Annotated in this window: 20 protein-coding genes and 2 tRNA genes; 18 read left to right on the top strand and 4 right to left on the bottom strand. The window is 36.1% G+C overall.

The window, feature by feature from the left end:
* Nucleotides 1-338 precede the first annotated feature (338 nt).
* From GI584_RS14665 to GI584_RS14640, 6 genes are all read left to right on the top strand, one after another.
* Entirely contained in the window at nucleotides 339-1,478 is a 1,140-nt protein-coding gene (locus GI584_RS14665) for a GerMN domain-containing protein (RefSeq protein WP_153791676.1), read from the top strand.
* 171 nt (nucleotides 1,479-1,649) lie between these two features.
* On the top strand, nucleotides 1,650-2,393 hold the full coding sequence (rph, locus tag GI584_RS14660) for a ribonuclease PH (protein WP_153791675.1): 744 nt from the start codon (nucleotides 1,650-1,652) through the stop codon (nucleotides 2,391-2,393).
* 15 nt (nucleotides 2,394-2,408) lie between these two features.
* Nucleotides 2,409-3,002: an XTP/dITP diphosphatase gene (locus tag GI584_RS14655; RefSeq protein WP_153791674.1), complete on the top strand. Its 594-nt coding sequence runs from the start codon at nucleotides 2,409-2,411 to the stop codon at nucleotides 3,000-3,002.
* 14 nt (nucleotides 3,003-3,016) lie between these two features.
* Nucleotides 3,017-3,538: a metallophosphoesterase gene (locus GI584_RS14650; RefSeq protein WP_100360013.1), complete on the top strand. Its 522-nt coding sequence runs from the start codon at nucleotides 3,017-3,019 to the stop codon at nucleotides 3,536-3,538.
* Nucleotides 3,539-3,860: 322 nt separating this feature from the next.
* A tRNA-Gly gene (locus GI584_RS14645) sits at nucleotides 3,861-3,934 on the top strand.
* 1 nt (nucleotide 3,935) lies between these two features.
* Nucleotides 3,936-4,009 (top strand) — tRNA-Arg (locus tag GI584_RS14640).
* Nucleotides 4,010-4,138: 129 nt separating this feature from the next.
* Here GI584_RS14640 and GI584_RS14635 read toward each other — a convergent pair.
* Nucleotides 4,139-4,315 (bottom strand): hypothetical protein, encoded by a 177-nt coding sequence (locus GI584_RS14635; RefSeq protein WP_194842001.1) that lies wholly within the window; start codon nucleotides 4,313-4,315, stop codon nucleotides 4,139-4,141.
* Nucleotides 4,316-4,412: 97 nt separating this feature from the next.
* On the opposite strand from GI584_RS14635, the gene GI584_RS14630 reads away from it, so the two are divergent.
* The 6 genes from GI584_RS14630 to yihA all read left to right on the top strand — a co-directional run bounded on the left by GI584_RS14630 (nucleotide 4,413) and on the right by yihA (nucleotide 12,489).
* Entirely contained in the window at nucleotides 4,413-5,081 is a 669-nt protein-coding gene (locus GI584_RS14630; protein WP_153791672.1) for an HAD family hydrolase, read from the top strand.
* 155 nt (nucleotides 5,082-5,236) lie between these two features.
* Nucleotides 5,237-6,223: a hypothetical protein gene (locus GI584_RS14625; RefSeq protein ID WP_153791671.1), complete on the top strand. Its 987-nt coding sequence runs from the start codon at nucleotides 5,237-5,239 to the stop codon at nucleotides 6,221-6,223.
* A 173-nt stretch (nucleotides 6,224-6,396) separates the two neighbouring features.
* Complete coding sequence (gene tig, locus GI584_RS14620; RefSeq protein WP_100360016.1) at nucleotides 6,397-7,683, top strand: trigger factor; 1,287 nt, start codon at nucleotides 6,397-6,399, stop codon at nucleotides 7,681-7,683.
* 344 nt (nucleotides 7,684-8,027) lie between these two features.
* A complete protein-coding gene (gene clpX, locus GI584_RS14615) occupies nucleotides 8,028-9,299 on the top strand; it encodes an ATP-dependent protease ATP-binding subunit ClpX (RefSeq protein ID WP_100360017.1) in 1,272 nt (423 codons plus the stop codon).
* 285 nt (nucleotides 9,300-9,584) lie between these two features.
* Entirely contained in the window at nucleotides 9,585-11,918 is a 2,334-nt protein-coding gene (lon, locus tag GI584_RS14610) for an endopeptidase La (protein WP_153791670.1), read from the top strand.
* Entirely contained in the window at nucleotides 11,905-12,489 is a 585-nt protein-coding gene (gene yihA, locus GI584_RS14605) for a ribosome biogenesis GTP-binding protein YihA/YsxC (protein WP_100360019.1), read from the top strand. Before lon ends, yihA begins: the two co-directional genes overlap by 14 nt.
* Before the next feature lie 149 nt (nucleotides 12,490-12,638).
* Here the strand turns inward: yihA and GI584_RS14600 are convergent, their stop codons facing one another.
* The gene (locus tag GI584_RS14600; RefSeq protein ID WP_153791669.1) at nucleotides 12,639-13,547 is read right to left on the bottom strand and encodes a DMT family transporter; all 909 of its coding nucleotides are present in this window, start codon (nucleotides 13,545-13,547) and stop codon (nucleotides 12,639-12,641) included.
* A 72-nt stretch (nucleotides 13,548-13,619) separates the two neighbouring features.
* Nucleotides 13,620-14,099 (bottom strand): LiaI-LiaF-like domain-containing protein, encoded by a 480-nt coding sequence (locus GI584_RS14595; RefSeq protein WP_153791668.1) that lies wholly within the window; start codon nucleotides 14,097-14,099, stop codon nucleotides 13,620-13,622.
* Nucleotides 14,100-14,328: 229 nt separating this feature from the next.
* Here GI584_RS14595 and hemA point away from each other — a divergent pair, with 229 nt between their 5' ends.
* Genes hemA through hemL form a run of 6 tightly spaced genes read left to right on the top strand, consistent with a single transcriptional unit; the run spans nucleotide 14,329 to nucleotide 20,531 of the window.
* Nucleotides 14,329-15,696 (top strand): glutamyl-tRNA reductase, encoded by a 1,368-nt coding sequence (hemA, locus tag GI584_RS14590; RefSeq protein ID WP_153791667.1) that lies wholly within the window; start codon nucleotides 14,329-14,331, stop codon nucleotides 15,694-15,696.
* An 18-nt stretch (nucleotides 15,697-15,714) separates the two neighbouring features.
* Complete coding sequence (locus tag GI584_RS14585; protein ID WP_100360022.1) at nucleotides 15,715-16,533, top strand: cytochrome C assembly family protein; 819 nt, start codon at nucleotides 15,715-15,717, stop codon at nucleotides 16,531-16,533.
* A 24-nt stretch (nucleotides 16,534-16,557) separates the two neighbouring features.
* Nucleotides 16,558-17,490 (top strand): hydroxymethylbilane synthase, encoded by a 933-nt coding sequence (gene hemC, locus GI584_RS14580; RefSeq protein WP_153791666.1) that lies wholly within the window; start codon nucleotides 16,558-16,560, stop codon nucleotides 17,488-17,490.
* Complete coding sequence (locus tag GI584_RS14575) at nucleotides 17,487-18,251, top strand: uroporphyrinogen-III synthase (protein WP_153791665.1); 765 nt, start codon at nucleotides 17,487-17,489, stop codon at nucleotides 18,249-18,251. Before hemC ends, GI584_RS14575 begins: the two co-directional genes overlap by 4 nt.
* The gene (gene hemB / locus GI584_RS14570; RefSeq protein WP_100360025.1) at nucleotides 18,251-19,231 is read left to right on the top strand and encodes a porphobilinogen synthase; all 981 of its coding nucleotides are present in this window, start codon (nucleotides 18,251-18,253) and stop codon (nucleotides 19,229-19,231) included. Before GI584_RS14575 ends, hemB begins: the two co-directional genes overlap by 1 nt.
* A 13-nt stretch (nucleotides 19,232-19,244) precedes the next feature.
* Nucleotides 19,245-20,531, top strand: a complete 1,287-nt coding sequence (hemL, locus tag GI584_RS14565; RefSeq protein WP_153791664.1) for a glutamate-1-semialdehyde 2,1-aminomutase — start codon at nucleotides 19,245-19,247, stop codon at nucleotides 20,529-20,531.
* 673 nt (nucleotides 20,532-21,204) lie between these two features.
* Here the strand turns inward: hemL and GI584_RS14560 are convergent.
* The gene (locus tag GI584_RS14560; protein ID WP_100360028.1) at nucleotides 21,205-21,516 is read right to left on the bottom strand and encodes a DUF3221 domain-containing protein; all 312 of its coding nucleotides are present in this window, start codon (nucleotides 21,514-21,516) and stop codon (nucleotides 21,205-21,207) included.
* Between the last annotated feature and the right edge of the window lie 145 nt (nucleotides 21,517-21,661).

Genomic DNA, 21,661 nt, shown 5'->3' with positions numbered 1-21,661 from the left:
TTTGGCCTGAAGATCCACTTTTTCGAGCGGTTTTTGCTCGAAAAAGTTAGCTGAAGGACAAACCCCATGGAAAGGGAAGTGGGCAGCCGGAGTGGTGGTCATACGGTCTATATATTTCATAATGGCTACTAAAGCAATCGCAGATCAACTTAGCATTTAGAAAAGGACCGGCGGTGTTTGCCGGTTTTTCTTATATTTAAAAAGACTTCCTGTAATCTGCAATCCCCTTCAAAAGAAATTTTCCTTATTATAACATTTTTAAAGATTATTTTGATTGGTCTATTTTAATAATAAGCTCGTATACATAGTAGTACAAACCATCGTAGGAGGTATCGGTTATGAAAATCGATTTGGCTAAAAAGTATGCAGGAGTTGTATTATTAAGTTTGCTATTGTTAGTGGGTTGTGGCGTTTTTGAAGGAGAACAGACATTAGATCAAATAGATGCACCACCTGAAGATGCAGAATTAACAGATGACCTGGAAAACATTCAGGAAGGTGACGCAGGAGAAATTGAAGAAGATCTAGAGGAAGATCCAGTAGAAGAGGGTGAGTCAGAGGAAGATACAATAGGGGAAGACTCAGCGAATACTGCCGACACAGTTACTAGGGTATTATATTTGTTAGATCAAAATGGTTTAGTAGTACCACAAGAAGTACAAATGCCATCTCCTGAATCAAAAGAAGTGGCGAAGCAAGTGCTAGAATATCTAGTTCAGGATGGGCCTGTTACATCGATGTTACCAAGTGGATTTCAGGCAGTTTTACCTGCTGGAACTGAAATTATTGATTTGAACTTAGAAGCAGACGGGACATTAGTGGTAAATGTTTCGGAAGATTTTACAACATATGAAGCAGAGAATGAACAGAAAATTTTAGAATCAATGACACATACCTTAACACAATTTGAAAATGTTGATCGTGTTAAACTATGGATCGAAGGAGAAGCGCAAGATGCTATGCCAGTAAATGGCACACCACTAACTGAGGGGTATTCACGAGCTAATGGAATTAACGTTCATCAAGCTGGTGGTATTGATTTAATGGAAAGTAAGGCTACTACGCTTTACTTTCCAATGCAAGGCGATGAAATGGTCTACTTTGTCCCAATAACACAGCATATACCGATGGATGAAGAGAATTCACATCAATCTGTTGTACAAGCTTTAATGAATGGTCCATCCTTTGATTTACCGTTACAGCACTTTATTAACAACGGCTCACAACTTGCGTCTGAACCTGTTTTTGAAGATGGGATCCTTTCATTAAACTTTAACGAAAATATATTATCCAATAGTGCGAAAGGTGTAATCGCTGATGAGGTGATGCAATCGATCGTACTCACATTAACAGAACAGGAAGATATCGACGCAGTTGAGGTAAATGTTGAAAATCATGAAGAAGTGATTAGCGAAAGTGGACAACCATATACAGAACCAGTTTCAAGAGATATGGTTACACCAACTGAAAGCATCTAAATCAACGCATTGGTCAAACTGTTTGCTGTGACTTTTTAAACAATATAGAATGATATACACCCGTTTCATATTTGAAACGGGTGTAATCTGTTAAGAAAATTTCTTATGTATGAAAAACCCATGTACTGAGAAAATATGTTAAGATAGAACAGTATGTAAGGAGGAAATAGAATGCGTGAAACTGGGAGAGAAATAGATCAACTTAGATCAATTGATATCCAAACTAATTTTACTAAACATGCCGAAGGATCCGTTTTAATTACCGTTGGTGACACAAAAGTTATATGTAATGCTAGTGTCGAGGACCGTGTCCCGCCCTTTATGAGAGGTTCAGGAAAAGGCTGGATAACTGCTGAATATGCTATGTTACCTCGAGCAACAGAGACAAGAAATATTCGCGAGTCATCAAAGGGTAAAGTCTCCGGAAGAACAATGGAAATTCAACGTTTAATTGGACGTTCACTACGAGCAGTAGTGGATTTAGATGCTATAGGTGAGCGTACAGTTTGGGTTGATTGTGACGTGATTCAGGCAGATGGTGGTACAAGAACTGCATCGATAACTGGAGCATTTGTTGCAGTTGTACATGCATTAGGTAAACTACTAGAAGAAGAGAAAATAAAATCACTACCTATTACAGATTATCTTGCAGCTATCTCTGTAGGTGTACTACCAGATGGAACGGAAATTTTAGATTTAGAATATTCGGAGGATGCACAAGCACATGTCGATATGAATGTGGTGATGACTGGTAAAGGAGAATTTGTGGAACTCCAAGGTACGGGTGAAGAAGCAACTTTTACAAGCACGCAACTAACTAAAATGTTAGCCCTGGCTGAAAAAGGTTTAAAAGAGATTTTTAAAATTCAGGCAGATACAATCAAACCTTATCAAGAAAACATAGAACAATCCTAGGGGAGCTTTTTCAACATGGAAGAATTAATAATCGCAACAAAAAACAAAGGAAAAATGAAGGATTTTAAAGGATTATTTGACCCGTTAGGAATCGAAGTCTCTTCCTTATTAGATTTGTCAAAACCGGTTGATGATATTGAAGAGACAGGTACAACGTTTGAAGAAAATGCAGCCATTAAAGCAGAAGCGATTTGTGAAAAATTCGGTACCCCGGTAATTGCAGATGACTCAGGAATAGAGATTGATGCACTAAATGGCGCTCCAGGTGTTTATTCAGCTAGATATGCTGGAGAGGATAAAGATGATAAGGCAAACCTGGGAAAAGTATTAACTGAGATGCAAGATGTATCTCAAGCTGAACGTACTGGCCGTTTTGTATGTGTATTGGCAATAGCACAACCAGGACAGAAAACGATCTTTAAACGTGGTGAATGCGAAGGAACAATTGGTTTTCAAGCAATTGGTAAAAATGGTTTTGGTTATGATCCGATCTTCTACCCAACTGGCAGTGCAAAAACGATGGCAGAAATGACCCCACAAGAAAAAAATCAGATTAGTCATCGCAAAAAAGCGTTAGACAAAATCGAAAACTGGGTAATGCAGTTGTAAAAGGAGTGGAGGATATGCCAAAAATCTTAATACTTAGTGATAGTCATGGTTGGACAAGTGAAGTATCTGAAATAAAAGCTCGATACGAGAATGAAGTGGATGCAATGATCCATTGTGGTGATTCGGAGCTTGATGTAGATAGTAAGGAACTCACGGGATTTAAAGCAGTACAAGGAAACATGGATATGGATTTCCGTTTACCTGAAGAAATTGATTTCAAAGTAGGAGAATTACACTTTTTCGTTACGCATGGACACTTATTTCAAATTAAATCAACTTTGATGCCAGCTTCCTATCGCGCTGAAGAATTGGGAGCAAATATTATTTGCTTTGGTCATTCACATGTAGCTGGTGCTGAAAAAGTCAAGGATCAATTATTTATTAATCCGGGGAGTATCCGACAGCCTAGAAGTGCACACCCCGGTTCTTATGCGATCTTGACAGCTGAAGAACAATTGAAAAATATCGATATTCGTTTCTACACAAAAGATGAACAGGAGATTTCCAGTCTTGCTTATCAAACTTCATTAACATAAATAAGAAGCCAGCAGATATCGATTCTGCTGGCTGGATTTTAGCATATGAATAAAACGTGATGAAATAACTATATATAAATTTATAATTTTATATTGACAATAGTGACGCAAGTTTATATAATGGTACTTGTCCGTTAACGAGATACATACTATAATACATAGAGATGCAGGTGTAGTTTAGTGGTAAAACCTCAGCCACGAGCGATACATCCACCGAGTAAACAACGAGTAGTTCCGAAGCATTATCATCAATGAAATAGCTAGAAGATGCAGGAACATGTAAGAGCGTTGTAAAAAAACAAAATTAATAATCATACATAATGCGGGTGTAGTTTAGTGGTAAAACCTCAGCCTTCCAAGCTGATGTCGAGGGTTCAATTCCCTTCACCCGCTCCATGTCCCAGTAGCTCAGCAGGATAGAGCAACAGCCTTCTAAGCTGTGGGTCGCAGGTTCGAATCCTGCCTGGGACGCTAGCCAAAGCCTTGCAACGATAATCGTTGTGAGGTTTTTATATTTGTCTAGAGACAATGTCTTATAATAGCTGAGTTGTGTTAAATCATAGAGGTGAAAAGTGCTCTTCTAATTATTCAAAAGAGTATTTATTTTTCCTTAGACGAATTGCGTATGTCCTTTGCAATTAAAATGAAAGTAATGATAACCAATATAATCATAGTAATTTGCGTGAAATTGTTTTCAAAAGCTTGATGAATGCCGATAGAGAATCCTGTTAATAAGATAAATACATAGGTTAATTGCTGTAACTTCATTTTATACATGGTGTAGTAGTAACACCAAATTCACCCCGTTCCTGTTCAAAATTCCCTTCCTTTCTTTTCATTTGTTATAATAAAAAGAAAAGGCTGGTGATGATTTATCAAGGCAGTTCTATTCGATTTAGATGGCACTTTGTTAGACAGGGAGACTTCCATAAATATTTTTGCTGAAAAACAATATAATAAATATTATAATGCTTTAAAACATATAGATAAAGATCTATATATATATCGTTTTATTGAACTGGATAACAGAGGTATGGTGTGGAAGGATAAAGTTTATCAGCAGTTAGTAAAAGAATTCAGGTTAAAGGATTTAACATGGGAAGAGTTGTTGCATGATTATGTAAATCAATTCCGTTATAGTTGTACTCCTTTTTCCAATCTATATCAAATGTTAGATAATATAAAGAATATAAATTTTAAACTTGGAATGATAACAAATGGAAAAGAACCGTTTCAAAGCTATAATATTAGTGCATTAGAATTAGAGGATTATTTTGACATTGTTTTGATCTCTGAGAAGGAAGGAATCAAAAAGCCCAATCCGAAAATTTTCGAAAAGGCATTAAAACATTTGCATGTACAACCTAATGAAAGCTTTTTTGTAGGGGATCACCCTGAAAACGATATAAATGCTGCAAATAAAGTCGGAATGAAATCGATTTGGAAAAATACAGATGGTGTTACTTGTGACAGTGCAGATTTTGTGATTAATGATTTAAATGAAATTCCGAGTATTATCAACGATTTTCTAACTGCTAAATAAAAAATGAAATCATCAAATAAGATATTGTTCACGATAACTAATAACAATCAAATTCCTTTCATTTTCCAATCACTTCTTTATATCTGGTGCTTGAGTAATGTTAGAATAAACTTTATAATAGGATCTACTATTATTAGAGAAAGGCAGGTGAGATAATGGAAGAAGAACGGAAAAACCTCATTATTTTTCCTAAATGGAAAGATAATCTAGAAGGCAAAGCAAAAACTGCCATGCAGGAAAATCGTTTCAGTGAAGCGTATGATTATTTCCATCAATTAACGGAAAACGGTGTCCAATCACATGAAGTAATGACAGGAAAATTAATATGTATGATGGAACTAAACATGCAAGATGATGCGGAAGATTTATGTGAGGAATTAATTGCAAAAAAAGATACTTATTTTGCTTCATATATACATATATATGCAACTTTGTTATTTCAGTCAAGTAAGTATAATAAGGTGATGTTTCTGATTGATGACGCATTAACACAAACAGATATTCCTTCCCATATAATAGATCAATTACGACATATGTATCAATTAAGCAAAGAACTGCAGCAACAGGAAGATAAAAAATCATACATAGAAGTTCAAAAGCAATTAGAGGAAGCAATTAAACAGAAAAATGATCGTCAGCAATGGTATATGGTGAAGCGCTTACTTCAACTGGAAGTATACCATGACAAACTGTTTTTTAGAGAGATGTTAAAGAATCCAGAAATTCATCCCGTGGTAAAGACCGCGTTATTGGAATATTATCAAAAAGTAGAGCCAGAGCAACCGATACATATTGAGAAATTTCAATTGACAGATGAAATACATATGCGAGAACTAGATGACATTTTACCTGTTTCATTTATAACAGGCGTCACCCGTTTTTTAGATAACATACAGCAGCAAGACCCTACTAAATATCAAATGATTCTATTCCTTTTAGAACGCTTTGCGTATGTGTACACCCCTTTTTTACCACAAGAAGAAAACTATGAAATCTTAGCTGAGTCGTTGTTGTACTACGTGAGTAGAAGCTTTCAATATTTCGATCAAGAAGATGATCATCATATTTCTGTTATCAAAGAACATTATTTAAAAATGATTGACATTTCAGAAACACTGTATGGAACTATTTTAGATGTGTAATGACTTTCTGACGATATTGATTGCAAAAATTTTACTACATACATTATTATTATTGAAAGGAAATGCAATTATGTTATAATAAGATGGTTGCAATTTGCGTTCGGACTATTATAGGATGGTATATTGAATGAACGTCAAATATAAAGATTTATTTATGTTGGAGGGAATTTAGAATGACAGCAAAATGGGAAAAGCAAGAAGGTAATGTCGGCGTCTTAACTGTAGAAGTAGATGCAGACAAATTCGATAGTGCTTTAGACCAGGCCTTTAAGAAGGTTGTAAAGCAAGTACAAGTACCTGGTTTCCGTAAAGGAAAAATGCCAAGAGGAATGTTCGAAAAACGTTTTGGTGTAGAATCATTATACCAAGATGCTGTAGATATTATTCTTCCTGGTGAATACACAAGTGCAGTAGAAGAAACTGGTATCGAACCAGTAGATCAACCAGAAGTAGATATTGAACAAATCGAAAAAGGGAAAAACCTTATTTTCACTGCAAAAGTTACGGTGAAGCCTGAAGTAAAACTTGGCGACTATAAAGGACTTGAAGTAGAAGAAGTAAGCACAGAATTAACAGACGAAGATGTAGAAGAAGAAATTAAAAAACAACAAGAACAACAAGCTGAACTTGTTGTAAAAGAAGATGGCGAAATCGAGAACGGTGATACAGCTGTCATTGACTTTGAAGGTTTCGTTGACGGTGAAGCTTTTGAAGGCGGCCAAGCGGATAACCATTCATTAGAAATTGGTTCTGGCTCTTTCATTCCAGGCTTTGAAGAACAGTTAGTGGGTAAAAAAGCAGGAGAAGAACTAGATGTTGAAATTACTTTCCCTGAAGAATACCATGCAGAAAACTTAGCTGGAAAAGAAGCTACTTTTAAAGTGAAAATCCATGAAATTAAAGCAAAAGAACTTCCAGAATTGGATGATGAATTTGCTAAAGACGTAGACGAAGAAGTGGAAACACTTGATGAATTAAAAGAAAAAACGAAGAAACGTCTGCAAGAACAAAAAGAAAACGAAGCTGATGCTAACAAACGTGAAGAATTAGTTAAACAAGCATCTGACAATGCAGAAGTAGAGGTACCAGAAGCGATGGTACAATCTGAATTAGATCGTATGCTTCAGGAATTTGAACAAAGACTGCAAATGCAAGGTATGACTTTAGATATGTACTCCCAATTCTCTGGTCAAGATGAAGACGCGTTAAAAGAGCAAATGAAAGAGGATGCTGGAAAACGTGTAAAGACTAACTTGACACTAGAAGCAATTGCTGCTGCTGAAAATGTAGAAGTAACAGATGAAGATGTGGAGAAAGAATTAGAGTCAATGGCTTCTATGTATAATATGGAAATCGACCAAATTAAACAAGCGCTTGGTGGAAACACTGCAGCACTTCAAGATGACTTAAAATTCAAAAAAGCAATTGATGTACTTGTTGATAACAGCAAAGCAAAATAAATAATAAGTGAAAACAAGGTGCGTTATTCTCCGTACCTTGTTTTCTATAAATATGAATCCTTAATCCTGCCTAACAATACAGCCCCATATTTTTTACATAAAAAATTAGATGAATGAAATAGAAGGATATACATTTGGAAAGACTAACATATACATAAAGAAAACTCTTCTCCAAAAAGCAAACTATTTGTAATCGAGATAAAAGACTGATACGCTTTAAAAACTTGAAAAAGTGTATTACTTTTTTATTTCGGAACAATTTGATATGATTGCCTAAAGACGAAAAGTGTTTAATCGTTTTTATGGAATCATAGGAGATATTTTTTGAACAAGGGGTGAATGTCATGTATAAATTTAATGAAGAAAAAGGTCAATTGAAATGTTCATTCTGTGGAAAAAGCCAAGACCAGGTTCGTAAGTTAGTTGCTGGACCAGGTGTTTATATATGTGATGAATGTATTGAACTTTGTACAGAGATTGTGGAAGAGGAATTAGGTACAGAAGAAGAAGTGGAATATAAAGATATTCCTAAACCACAAGAAATCTGTGAAATCTTAGATGATTACGTAATAGGTCAGCAGAAGGCAAAGAAAAATTTATCTGTAGCGGTATACAACCATTATAAGCGTATCAATTCACCAAAATCTAAAGATGAGGTTGAAATATCTAAAAGTAATATCGCAATGATTGGTCCTACAGGTAGCGGTAAAACATTACTTGCTCAAACCCTCGCACGTATATTAAATGTACCATTTGCTATAGCAGATGCGACATCGTTAACGGAAGCTGGATATGTAGGGGAAGATGTAGAAAATATCTTGTTAAAGCTTATTCAATCAGCTGATTATGACGTTGAAAAAGCGGAAAAAGGTATTATTTATATTGATGAAATTGATAAAGTTGCACGAAAGTCAGAGAACCCTTCTATTACACGTGATGTATCAGGCGAAGGTGTTCAACAGGCACTGCTAAAAATTCTTGAAGGTACAACGGCAAGTGTGCCTCCTCAAGGTGGAAGAAAGCATCCACATCAAGAATTTATTCAAATTGACACCACTAATATTTTGTTTATTTGCGGTGGAGCATTTGATGGAATTGAACAGATTGTGAAGCGTCGTCTTGGTAAGAAAGTAATTGGCTTTGGTTCTGAATCAGACAATCAAGAATTAGATAAGGCAACTTTACTATCTAAAGTGCTTCCGGAAGATTTATTACGCTTTGGTTTAATTCCGGAATTTATTGGCCGTTTGCCAGTAATCGGAAGCCTAGAGCCACTGGATGAAAAAGCACTGGTAGAAATTTTAACAAAACCGAAAAACGCTTTAGTCAAACAGTATAATAAGCTTTTTGAAATTGACGATGTAGAGTTGGAATTTGAAGAAGCTGCTTTAGAAGCTGTTGCCCAAAAAGCAATTGAACGAAAAACAGGTGCTCGTGGTTTAAGATCTATACTGGAAAGTATTATGTTAGATGTTATGTTTGAACTGCCTTCACGTGATGATATTAAGAAATGTATTCTTACAGAAGAAACGGTTACGAAAGAAAATGGCCGACCAAAACTAGTTCATGAGGATGGAACAGTTATCGACCTTGAATCTCCAAAAGAAAGTGCGTAATAGGTAAAAAAATCCCTTGTTGTATAACAAGGGATTTTGTATTGTTTTAAATCCATAGGTAAAACTAAGAAAAAATACTTTTAGATTTACAAAAAAACAAAACTTCTTTAAACTTATAACAATAGAAGAATTCAAACAATGATACTAGGTATTAATAAATTATACTATAGGTATGTATATTTTTTAATTGGCTATAGTATAAACGAACGAAGGCATTCGCCAAAAGATATGGTGATTATTTCAGTTTGTATACACAAGAACTAGTAGCTTTGACGGAGGTGCCATATGACAGAATCCAAATTCATACATATTCCGCTTTTACCATTACGAGGGTTAATTGTATTTCCTGGCATGGTGATTCATTTAGATGTCGGGCGAGAAAAATCTATTCAAGCTCTAGAGAAAGCGATGATGAATGATCAGAACATATTTCTTGCTGCTCAAAAAGAAAGCGCAGTAGATGATCCAAAAACAGAAGAAATTAATACGATTGGTACGGTAGCAAAAGTGAATCAAATGCTCAAACTACCGAACGGAACAATGAGAGTATTAGTAGAAGGTTTATACCGTGCTGAAATTCAACAATTTATTAATGAAGAGAAGCAATTTTTTGTTGAGATTGAAAAAGTGGAAGATGTACATCAGAAACAACCTGAAGAAGATGCATTAATGCGAGCGTTGTTAGAGCAATTTGAGCACTATACTAAAATTTCAAAAAAGGTTAGCAAAGAAACATTGGCCAGTGTTACGGATATTGAGGAGCCTAGTCGGTTTGCAGATCTTGTAGCATCTCACATTACATTAAAGATGTCAGACAAGCAAGAAGTACTTGAAACGTTAGATGTTACTAAACGACTTCGAAAATTATTGGAGATTATCTCCAATGAAAAAGAAGTATTAGAATTAGAACGAAAAATTGGACAACGTGTTAAAAAATCCATGGAAGAGACACAAAAAGAATACTACTTACGGGAACAGATGAAAGCTATCCAAAATGAACTAGGTGATAAAGATGGCAAAACAGGTGAATTAGCAGCATTAAGAAAGAAGCTAGAAGAAAAGGACTTACCTGACCGTGTAGTAGAACTGATAGAAAAAGAATTAAACCGATACGAAAGAGTTCCACAAAGTTCGGCAGAAAGCTCGGTAATACGTAACTATATTGATTGGGTACTTTCATTACCATGGACAGAAGAAACAGAAGATAACCTTGATATAAACCATGCAGAAAAAGTCTTAGATGAGGACCATTATGGTCTGGAAAAGGTAAAAGAGCGTGTTCTTGAATATTTAGCTGTTCAACAACTAACCAATTCTTTGAAAGGCCCTATACTTTGTTTGGTAGGACCGCCAGGAGTGGGTAAAACATCCTTGGCTAAATCTGTGGCAAGATCTATTGATCGTCAATTTGTCCGCGTTTCACTCGGCGGTGTCCGAGATGAAGCGGAAATTCGTGGTCATCGTCGCACATATGTAGGAGCTATGCCTGGTCGAATTATACAAGGTATGAAGAAAGCAGAAACCATTAATCCTGTCTTTTTATTAGATGAAATTGATAAGATGTCTAATGATTTCCGTGGAGACCCTTCAGCTGCTATGTTGGAAGTATTAGATCCTGAGCAAAATAATACGTTCAGTGATCATTATTTAGAAGAAACGTACGACCTGTCTAAAGTTATGTTTGTTGCTACTGCGAATAATTTAGCAACTGTACCACGACCTTTATTGGATCGAATGGAAGTTATTTCGATTGCTGGATACACCGAATTAGAAAAATTACACATAGCTAAACAACATTTATTACCGAAACAGTTAAAAGAAAATGGTCTTAAGAAAGGTCACATGCAGATCCGTGATGAAGCATTATTGAAGCTTATTCGTGTGTATACAAGAGAAGCAGGAGTTCGTGGATTGGAACGTATGCTTGCTTCTATTTGTAGGAAGGCTGCTAAAATCATTGTCTCGGGTGAAAAGCAACGCGTCATCGTTACAGAAAAACAATTAGAAACAATTTTAGGTAAACCAAAATTCCGTTACGGCATGATGGAGGAAGAACATCAAATTGGTGCTGCCACTGGTTTGGCATATACTTCTGCAGGTGGTGATATTTTATCGATTGAGGTCAGTATTTCAAAAGGTAAAGGAAAACTAACCTTAACTGGTAAACTGGGAGATGTCATGAAGGAATCAGCACAAGCTGCTTTCAGTTATATACGTTCAAGAGCAGATCAATTAAAAATAGATCCGGATTTTCATGAAAAATATGATATCCATATTCACGTTCCTGAAGGTGCTACACCAAAAGATGGTCCATCAGCAGGAATTACGATGGCAACTGCTCTTGTGTCTTCTTTAACAGGACGACCGGTACGCAAAGAAGTAGGAATGACAGGAGAAATTACCTTAAGAGGCCGAGTACTTCCGATCGGTGGACTGAAAGAGAAATCACTAAGTGCACACAGGGCAGGTATTACGACGATTATTATTCCAGCTGATAACAAAAAAGACTTAGAAGATATACCAGAAAGTGTTCGGGAAGGCTTGACTTTCATTCCGGTTGACCATTTAGATACTGTGTTAGAATATGCCTTACTGGAGGAGAACAATGAAAGTCAATAAAGCAGAAATAGTTATTAGTGCAGTGTCCGAAAAGCAATATCCAACGGACAGGTGGCCAGAGATTGCCTTAGCTGGTCGTTCTAACGTTGGAAAATCATCTTTTATTAATAAATTGATCAATCGGAAAAATTTAGCACGAACATCTTCAAAACCTGGAAAAACCCAAACATTAAATTTTTATAACATTAATGATGCCTTTTACTTTGTTGATGTTCCGGGTTATGGCTATGCCAAAGTATCTAAAAAAGAGCGGGAAAAATGGGGCAAGATGATGGAAGAATATTTCTCGCTTCGTGATATGTTAAGGTTAACTGTAATGATTGTTGATATCCGCCATAAACCATCAGAAGATGACGTGATGATGTATGACTTCTTGAAGTATTATGAGATCCCTGTTTTGGTGATCGCGACTAAACTGGATAAAATCCCCAAAAATAAAAAAGCGACACATATTAAAAGAGTGATTGATACGCTCGAACTAGACCCGGATGATAGTGTCATTCCTTTCTCAGCTGAAACGAGCGAAGGAAAGGAAGACGTGTGGAGTTATTTATTAAATTATATAAAGTGAGTTACATTTTTTGGTTTCATTTGTTCATCGAAACGAGAATATACTCGTTGAAAAACTGTTCTTTATAAGGCGATTAATGGAAGCTAAACGAGGGCAGGGCAGATCTCCCTTCATTCATTATTATAAAAAAGACATACAAAAACCGAGTATTATTGCTCGGTTTTTGTATGTCTGTTAATTTTTCTTTGTTTATGGTAAACAGTAAGGAATGCTGCACTAATGACTAATATGATACCAATGACTTGTAAAAAGCTTAAGTGGTCATCAAAAATGATTACACCAATTAATACAGCAACTATCGGTTCCATTGCTCCAAGAATTGCAGCTTTACTTGATTCGATGTGAGTAAGTCCAAACGTGTAAAGTGTATAGGCACCAATCGTAGATATAATAACGATACCACATATATTAAACCAGACATCAATTGATTGAAAAGCTTCTGACTTGTTCCATAACTTGCTTGTTGGAAGGATAAAAATACTACCCATAAATAGCGCATAGACAGTTATAGTAAGAAAATTATAATGTCTGCTTATCTCTTTACCAATGATACTGTACAAACCACAGAAAAAGGCAGATAGTAAACCTAAAACAACACTAATAAAAGGAATTTGCATACGTCCAACAGGAAGCAGTTGAATAGCCAGTGCACATCCAACTATCGTCAAGAATAAAGAAGCAATTTTTCTGCTAGTAATGGATTCCTTAAAGAAATATTTAGATAATATCGTAACAAAAACAGGTGCAGTGTAAAGTAAAACTACGGCTATTGATAAGGATGTCTGTTTCATCACAGTAAAATAAAACCAATTGAACAAAACTATACCAAACACACCTAATCCAATAAAATGTGGGATATGTTTGAATTGAATACGTAATTTTCCTGGTGAAATGATGGCAATTATAGACATCAATATAACAGTAGAAATAGTCAAACGGATGGTGACGATCTCCCATGCAGTAAAACCTTCATTATATAATCCGTCCACAAATAAACCAGTCAGACCCCAAAAGCTTGCACCAATAAGCGTTACGAAATAAGCAAAATTGTTTCTCATACTTTCACCTTCTTTTCTCTCTCTATTTTCAAAGGTTTCTGTATTCAAAAAGCATAGCCATCATATCACAATTTATCTTTTTTTCAAGAGGAGATAAACTCCAAGTCCTATTAATACGATCGGCCAAAAGCGTTTGATCCAATTCATAAGCTGGTGTATCCAGTTAAACCACCCTGGTTGATTATCAACAAAGATGGCAAAAATCGATATCACTAATAAAATAATACCGGGAATAAATCCTTTTCTCGTTTTAATTGCTCGAGCTAAAAAAGCAATTGCAATGATCAGCGTATACATCCCCCAATGATCAATCCAAAATCCATAATGGGTGATAGCGTGAAAATGGATTCCTAGTCCAAGTAGCAAGATACCAGGAAAAACATTCTTAAAGTCCCTGGATGAGAAAGCGTGTATAAGAAAAGCTGCTCCAATTAAAATTAATAATGTAGGCCATGAGTAAAAATCGGTTAAAATAGGGAGACGTAATTCTCGTAATAAGAAATAAAGTCCAATCCCAATCAATAAATAAGCTACAAGACCATTATTTTTCAAAAACAAACACTCCTAGATTAAAATTATTATTAAGTTAGATTTATTTTCTTGATTAAATATATTGAATATGATAAAGTACTTATGAATTCAACATTACACAACAACTTCTTTCATTTTATCATAGATGATTCGTAAACTGTTCATAAAATCATCACGATTTCGAAATGAAAACATGTTATAATAATTATTATTATTGTGTTAGGCTTTTGTTTTTTTGGGGGTAGATACAGTGCATATTTTAGCAGCGAGTATAAATTATAAAACAGCTCCTGTCGAAGTAAGAGAAATGCTTGCATTCGGTGAAGATACGATTACTGATGCGATGACAGAATTAAACAGTAGAAAAAGCATTTTGGAGAATGTCATCATTTCTACCTGTAATCGCACGGAAATTTATGCAGTAGTTGATCAACTTCATACAGGAAGATATTTTATCAAACAGTATTTGGCCGACTGGTTTGGTATTGAAAAGGACGCATTTGCACCACACCTTATTATGTATGAAAACGAAGCAGCAGTGGAACATTTATTCCGCTTAAGCTGTGGATTAGAATCTATGGTGATGGGTGAAACGCAAATTTTGGGTCAAATTAAGCAGATTTTTTTAGATGCGCAAAAACAAAAATTGACTGGTACTATTTTTAATGAGCTTTTCAAGCAAGCGATAACGATTGGTAAAAAAAGTCAACGTGAAACATCAATAAATGAGAATGCCGTATCTGTAAGCTATGCAGCGGTAGAATTAGCGAAAAAGATATTCACTGATTTGAAACAAAAACACATTGTCATTATTGGTGCTGGTAAAATGGGCGAATTAGCTGCCAAAAATATCTATGGTTCTGGAGCTAAGCAAGTAACAGTTGTTAATCGTACCATGGAGAAAGCAGAACAACTTGCGAACCAGTTTAATGGTGTTGCGAAATCAACTGCAGATCTCGAAGAAACTCTAGTGGAGGCTGATATTGTCATCAGTTCTACTGGCGCGAATGATTACATGATTACACAAGATCTTTATCAACGTGTTGAAAAGCAGCGTAAAGGACGTCCGTTATTCCTAGTTGATATTGCAGTGCCTAGAGATTTAGATCCGGCTTTGGAGTCTGTAGATAATGTTTTCTTATATGATATCGATGATCTGCAAAATGTAGTAGATGCCAATCTTGAGGCTCGAAAAGAAGCTGCCGTAGTCATTGAGCTATGGATTGAAGAAGAGATTGTTGCATTCAATGAATGGTTGCAAACACTTGGAGTTGTACCGGTTATTACTGCTTTGCGTGAACAAGCATTATTGATTCAGCAAGAGACAATGAAAAGTATTGAACGCAAAATGCCTAATCTGACTGAACGTGAACGTAAAGTGTTGAATAAACACACAAAAAGCATTGTTAATCAAATATTAAAACAGCCTATCTTGCAGGCAAAAGAATTTGCCGGTCAGAAAAATGCAGATCAGGCATTAGCATTATTTATGCAAATCTTTGATATAGAAGACAGAGTAAAAGAAGAAGTAAAAAAAACTGAAAATGATAAAGTGATTACCTTTGAAAAAAATAAGGATAGCGTTTTACAGAAACTACAAAATGTGTCAACACATTAATCGGGTGGTTTTTCCAATATGTTCGAAGAAAGATTTTTACAAGAGAGCATGTTATTACTTTATGGCTTTACCGTTATTATATATTTTATAGATTTTCTGTACCATAACCGGAAAGCGAATAGGATCGCTTTCTGGTTCCTTGCGATGGTTTGGCTTTTTCAAACCATTTTTTTATTAACCGAAATTTTGCACACATCAAATATACCGATACAGACTTTAAACGATGGATTATATACGTATACCTGGATTATTATTACGTTTTCTCTCATTGCTCATCGGTTGTTCCGTCTCGAATTTTTTATGTTCTTTATTAGTGTATTTGGTTTTTTTATCATGATTATTCATACATTACGATCGATGCAAATCACAGATTCTACCCAGATTCCATTGGTATTAGATGAAATGCTTTTTGCGCATATTGTACTTGCACTCGTATCCTATGGTCTTTTCACCATTTCGTTTATTTTAGCTTGTCTCTACTATATGCAATATAAGTTTCTTAAAAAGAAAAAAGGGTATAAATGGTTGCGAAGATTCCAAGACTTAGAAGGATTGGAAAAAAGAGCATTTCAGTCGATTGTTCTGGGTGAACCACTTCTATTGTTATCGATTATTTTAGGAGTAGTCTGGGCATATATGACGGGGACAGAATTTTACTGGGGTGATAGTAAAACACTCGGTTCAATCATTGTGTTTATCATTTATGCTGGCTATTTATACATGCGAATTCAAAAAGGTTATAAAGGAAAAGCTATTTTGAGCTGGAATATATTTGCATTCCTTATTTTATTAATCAACTTTTTCCTGTTTAACAGTTTATCGAACTTTCATATGTAACATATCACAAAGGAGGCAACTAGCTTGCGTAAAATTGTCGTAGGTTCAAGAAGAAGTAATTTAGCAATGACACAGTCAGAGTGGGTTATTGAGCAGTTAAAGAAACATGTAGGTGATAAATATGAATTTGAAATTAAAAAAATCGTGACAAAAGGGGATCAAATTCTTAATGTCACACTTTCGAAAGTGGGCGGTAAAGGACTCTTTGTCAAAGAGATTGAGAAAGCAATGTATGACAAAGAGATTGATTTTGCTGTACATAGTATGAAAGATATGCCTGCAGTAATGCCAGATGGATTAATCATTGGCTCGATTCCAGTACGAGAAGATCACCGGGATGCGTTTATTTCCAATGATCATATTAAATTAGAAGATCTACCTGCTGGGGCAGTTGTAGGAACCAGCAGTTTACGTCGAGGATCGCAAATCCTAGCAGCAAGACCAGATCTGAAAATTCAATGGATTCGGGGAAATATCGAGACAAGAATGCGTAAGTTAAAAGAAGAGAATTTTGATGCGATTATTCTAGCGGCAGCAGGTTTGAAAAGAATGAGCTGGAGCGAAGATATTGTGACGGAATATTTAGAACCTGATGTTTGTGTACCTGCTGTTGGACAAGGTGCTTTAGCGATTGAGTGTAGAGAAGATGACCATGAACTATTAGAATTATTAGAAAAAATCAATGATGCATACACAGAAAAAACAGTAACAGCAGAGCGTACCTTCTTGCATTTATTAAATGGCGGTTGTCAGGTGCCAATTGGCGGTTATGCATACCTTGATGGCGATGAGGTGGTATTAACTGCATTAGTGGCAAGCAGTGATGGGAAGACGATATTAAAAGAGACTGTAACTGGAACAGATCCACATCAAGTTGGAAAAGAAGCAGCAGAAAAACTCCAAGCCCAAGGTGCACAGGAATTAGTGGATGAAGCAATTGAGGAGAACCAGGAATGAGTCTTCCTTTAAAAGGTAAGAAAGTAATGGTGACAAGGGAAGCAAGACAAGCTCTCCCCTTAATCCATTTACTTGAAGGGTATGGTGCTAGCTGTGAACGAGTACCGCTCCTTCGCTTTGAAACAATATATGATGATGTAAATCGTAGTCAATTGACCAATATTGCTTCATTCGATTGGCTATTCTTTACAAGTGTGAATACGGTTCGCTTTTTTCATCAATATTTAACCACGCTCGGTATTCAAGTGAAAAATAACATTGCAGCTGTTGGTGAAAAAACAGCAATGTCATTAAATGAATATGGTTATGCCGTTGATTTTCAACCTTCTAAATATAATGGTAAAGCCATGGTCGAAGAGTTTTTACATAGAAATAGTAATAAACGGATTGCGATTATTTGTGGTGAAAATGCCAGAAGAGAAATTCCTGAATTGCTCGAGGAAGCTGGAGTATCTTTTGAAAAAATCGTAATTTATCGTACAATAAAAAATGAGCAATCTAAATCATTGCTTAATCAGAAGGTTTTAGAAGTTGATGCGATATTTTTTACCAGTCCATCGACTGTTGAAGCTTTTCAGCAATTTTTAGCCCCCGATCTGTATGAGCAAACAACAAATAATATGGTTACTGTTGCCATCGGGGATACAACAGCAAATGCTTTATGTGAGCGGTCATTCAGTCATATTCTTTATCCGGAAACATTCACAGTAGAGAATATGGTAGAAGTTTATAGTGATTACATAAGAAAAGGTGATGCATAATGACAAAAGCACAATTTGATCGTCATCGTCGCTTAAGAAACTCCAGTGTTATGAGACGATTTGTTCGTGAAACAGATTTAAAAGTAGATGATTTAGTATACCCGTTATTCGTTGTCGAAGGGGAAAATATTAAAAATGAAGTGAGTTCGATGCCAGGTGTTTTTCAAGTATCATTAGATCATTTGGATGACGAAATTGATGAATTATTATCACTTGGTATTCCTTCTATCCTGTTATTTGGAGTGCCAACTGAGAAAGATGAAGTGGGTTCTGGTGCTTATGATCGGAACGGTATTGTTCAACTAGCCATTCGTCAAATTAAACAAAAGACAGATCAACTGCTTGTAGTTGCGGATACTTGCTTATGTGAGTATACATCCCACGGTCATTGTGGTGTGATTGAGAATCAGGATGTCGATAATGACAAATCATTACCTCTGCATGTTAAAACGGCTGTTATGCAAGCAGAAGCTGGTGCTGATATCATTGCACCATCGAATATGATGGACGGATTTGTATCTAACATTCGCCAAGGACTAGATGAGGCTGGTTTTAAACATATTCCAATTATGTCCTATGCTGTTAAATATGCTTCTGCTTTTTATGGTCCATTTCGTGATGCGGCAGAAAGCACGCCACAATTCGGTGACAGAAAAACGTATCAAATGGACCCAGCAAATCGATTAGAAGCAATGCGTGAAGCAGCATCTGATATCGAAGAAGGTGCCGACTTTTTAATTGTTAAACCAGCATTATCCTATATGGATATTATTCGTGAAGTCAAGAATCAACATCCTGTCCCAGTAGTTGCTTACAATGTGAGTGGAGAATATGCGATGGTAAAAGCAGCTAGTCTTAAGGGCTGGATTGATGAGCAGGCGATAGTATTAGAGAAACTAACAGCAATGAAACGAGCTGGAGCGGATATTATTATTACCTATTTTGCAAAAGATGTGGCAAAATGGCTTCAAAATAAATAAGGAGGCAGGTCTCATGCGTGAAAATCAGAAATCAGTAGATGCATATAAGGAATCGGTAAACTTAATGCCAGGAGGGGTTAATTCACCTGTCCGAGCGTTTAAATCGGTAGGAATGAATCCTATTTATATGGAATATGGAAAAGGATCTAAAATTTATGATATTGATGGTAATGAATACATTGATTATGTATTAAGCTGGGGACCATTAATATTAGGGCATGCGGATGACCGTGTAGTTTCAAAGTTAAAAGAAACAACAGAAAAAGGGACAAGCTTCGGTGCCCCAACATTACTGGAAAATGAATTAGCACAATTAGTGATTGATCGTGTTCCTTCGATCGAAATGGTTCGTATGGTTAACTCAGGTACAGAAGCAACGATGAGTGCTTTGAGGCTAGCTCGTGGTTATACCGGGAAAAATAAAATTTTGAAATTTGAAGGAAACTACCATGGCCATGGTGATTCATTACTTATTAAAGCTGGTTCAGGTGTCGCGACTTTAGGTCTGCCAGACAGCCCTGGTGTTCCAGAAAGTATTGCACAGCACACGATTACAGTACCTTACAATGATTTAGAAAGTGTTCGTTATGCCTTTGAACAATTTGGAGATGATATAGCAGCTATTATTGTAGAACCTGTATCTGGAAACATGGGAGTTGTTCCACCAAGTCAGAATTTCTTATCATCATTACGTGATATTACTAATCAACACGAGTCCTTGCTTATTTTTGATGAAGTAATGACAGGGTTCCGTGTTGGCTATCATTGTGCACAAGGTCATTTTGAGGTTACACCGGATTTGACTTGTTTGGGAAAAGTAATCGGTGGTGGTTTACCGGTTGGTGCGTATGGAGGTAAACGTGAGATCATGGAACGTATTGCTCCGGTAGGCGATATCTATCAAGCTGGCACATTATCTGGTAATCCGCTTGCGATGACGGCTGGTTTAGAAACACTAAAGGCGATGGATCGTACTGCTTATGATGTGATCAATAAGAAAGTGGATCGTCTTGTTGAAGGGTACAGGTTAGCAGCGGATAAACACAATGTGCCATTACAAATCAATCGTGCGGGATCTATGGTCGGAGTCTTCTTCGCAGATGAACCAGTTGTTAACTATGAAACAGCATCAAAATCAGATACGGAAGCATTTGCGATTTATTATCGAACAATGGCAGAAGAGGGAATCTTCCTTCCACCTTCTCAATTTGAAGGACTCTTTCTATCTATGGCTCATACAGATGAAGATATTGAAAAAACGATTGCAGTAGCAGAAAAAGCATTTGAAAAGCTATCCTAATCCACCAAAAGCTTGCAAGCCAAAAAGGTTTGCAAGCTTTTTTTATAAGGTAAAAGTATATAACCGTTGGTATCACAGCATTTTGGTATCCTATTCACGTTTAAAATGTGTAAGAAATAAAGATATAGTAGACAAGTCATGTTGTTTATTATAAAAGTTATCGTGTGCAAGGAAATCGCTTCGGCTGCCCACTTCCCTTTCCACGGGGTTTTCTCCGAAGCTAACTTTTCCAAGCAAAGATCGCTTGAAAAAGTGGATCTTCGGAGAAAACCATCCCGTAGGAGTTGAAGCGGGTGGCCTCCGCTGTATAGTTTGTTCTACAATGGTAATGACCGTTATCTTTTGGAACGTTCTAAAAGGATGGTACCATATATAGCAAGAAATAAGAGTCGAAATGCTACCATTCGCATCCATTGTAGCATTTCATGTAGCGCAGGCGTCCACTTCGACTCCTAGGGGACCAGCGCGATCTGAAGATCCACTTTGCAAAGTTAGCTGAAGACGCGCGCCCCCTGGAATGCGAAGTGGGCAAGCAGGAGCGGTTGGAAAGCCTTTATTCCTTTCAAAATGATCACTTTGATTCATCGTTAAACAGTTCATCCCATATGTGTCAACAACTAATCTTTGTCTGCTAAAAGGACCGGTCGGGCTTTCTCGATTTTTCTTAAAAACATTATTCAGTTGTTTCGTATTTTCCTAATTTTCCTTGAGGAGGTTGATTATCTGATAACTGACCGTCTATCCATACTTTAATTTCCTCACCTTTTTCAAGGTTTTCTATTTCTTCCATGTTCTCAACTGAAATGACAATTTCATCATCGTAACCATATTGCTTAATATTTCCTGATTTAATAGTCATTTGTAATAAGTTACTATCTTCAAAAGCCAGAACAACCCCAATGAAATCAGGTTTATCAGAATATGCTCTTTCTTCTGAACAACCAATTGAAATAGTGATCAAGACTAACAGTATACACTTTTTCATTTTTAGCTCCCATAAATATTAATTATTTTTATGTTATTTTAACAAAAAACAACAGGCTACACAAAATCGCTATAGAACACCACTCCACAATTAGAATTTTTATGTAAAGCTAGAGCTAGTCGAATATGTTTGTAACTAAAAATAG

The sequence above is a fragment of the Gracilibacillus salitolerans genome (assembly GCF_009650095.1).
Taxonomy (GTDB): Bacteria; Bacillota; Bacilli; order Bacillales; family Amphibacillaceae; genus Gracilibacillus; species Gracilibacillus salitolerans.
The sequence above is the reverse complement of the archived record's forward strand: the minus strand, read 5'-3'. Positions and strand labels throughout refer to the sequence as shown.

Excerpts from the sequence above, each read along its gene's own strand:
- GI584_RS14665 (WP_153791676.1), top strand. The coding sequence starts at position 339 with ATGAAAATCGATTTGGCTAAAAAGTATGCAGGAGTTGTATTATTAAGT.
- rph (WP_153791675.1), top strand. The coding sequence starts at position 1,650 with ATGCGTGAAACTGGGAGAGAAATAGATCAACTTAGATCAATTGATATC.
- GI584_RS14655 (WP_153791674.1), top strand. The coding sequence starts at position 2,409 with ATGGAAGAATTAATAATCGCAACAAAAAACAAAGGAAAAATGAAGGAT.
- GI584_RS14650 (WP_100360013.1), top strand. The coding sequence starts at position 3,017 with ATGCCAAAAATCTTAATACTTAGTGATAGTCATGGTTGGACAAGTGAA.
- GI584_RS14635 (WP_194842001.1), bottom strand. The coding sequence starts at position 4,315 with ATGTATAAAATGAAGTTACAGCAATTAACCTATGTATTTATCTTATTA.
- GI584_RS14625 (WP_153791671.1), top strand. The coding sequence starts at position 5,237 with ATGGAAGAAGAACGGAAAAACCTCATTATTTTTCCTAAATGGAAAGAT.
- tig (WP_100360016.1), top strand. The coding sequence starts at position 6,397 with ATGACAGCAAAATGGGAAAAGCAAGAAGGTAATGTCGGCGTCTTAACT.
- clpX (WP_100360017.1), top strand. The coding sequence starts at position 8,028 with ATGTATAAATTTAATGAAGAAAAAGGTCAATTGAAATGTTCATTCTGT.
- lon (WP_153791670.1), top strand. The coding sequence starts at position 9,585 with ATGACAGAATCCAAATTCATACATATTCCGCTTTTACCATTACGAGGG.
- yihA (WP_100360019.1), top strand. The coding sequence starts at position 11,905 with ATGAAAGTCAATAAAGCAGAAATAGTTATTAGTGCAGTGTCCGAAAAG.
- GI584_RS14600 (WP_153791669.1), bottom strand. The coding sequence starts at position 13,547 with ATGAGAAACAATTTTGCTTATTTCGTAACGCTTATTGGTGCAAGCTTT.
- GI584_RS14585 (WP_100360022.1), top strand. The coding sequence starts at position 15,715 with ATGTTCGAAGAAAGATTTTTACAAGAGAGCATGTTATTACTTTATGGC.
- GI584_RS14575 (WP_153791665.1), top strand. The coding sequence starts at position 17,487 with ATGAGTCTTCCTTTAAAAGGTAAGAAAGTAATGGTGACAAGGGAAGCA.
- hemB (WP_100360025.1), top strand. The coding sequence starts at position 18,251 with ATGACAAAAGCACAATTTGATCGTCATCGTCGCTTAAGAAACTCCAGT.
- hemL (WP_153791664.1), top strand. The coding sequence starts at position 19,245 with ATGCGTGAAAATCAGAAATCAGTAGATGCATATAAGGAATCGGTAAAC.
- GI584_RS14560 (WP_100360028.1), bottom strand. The coding sequence starts at position 21,516 with ATGAAAAAGTGTATACTGTTAGTCTTGATCACTATTTCAATTGGTTGT.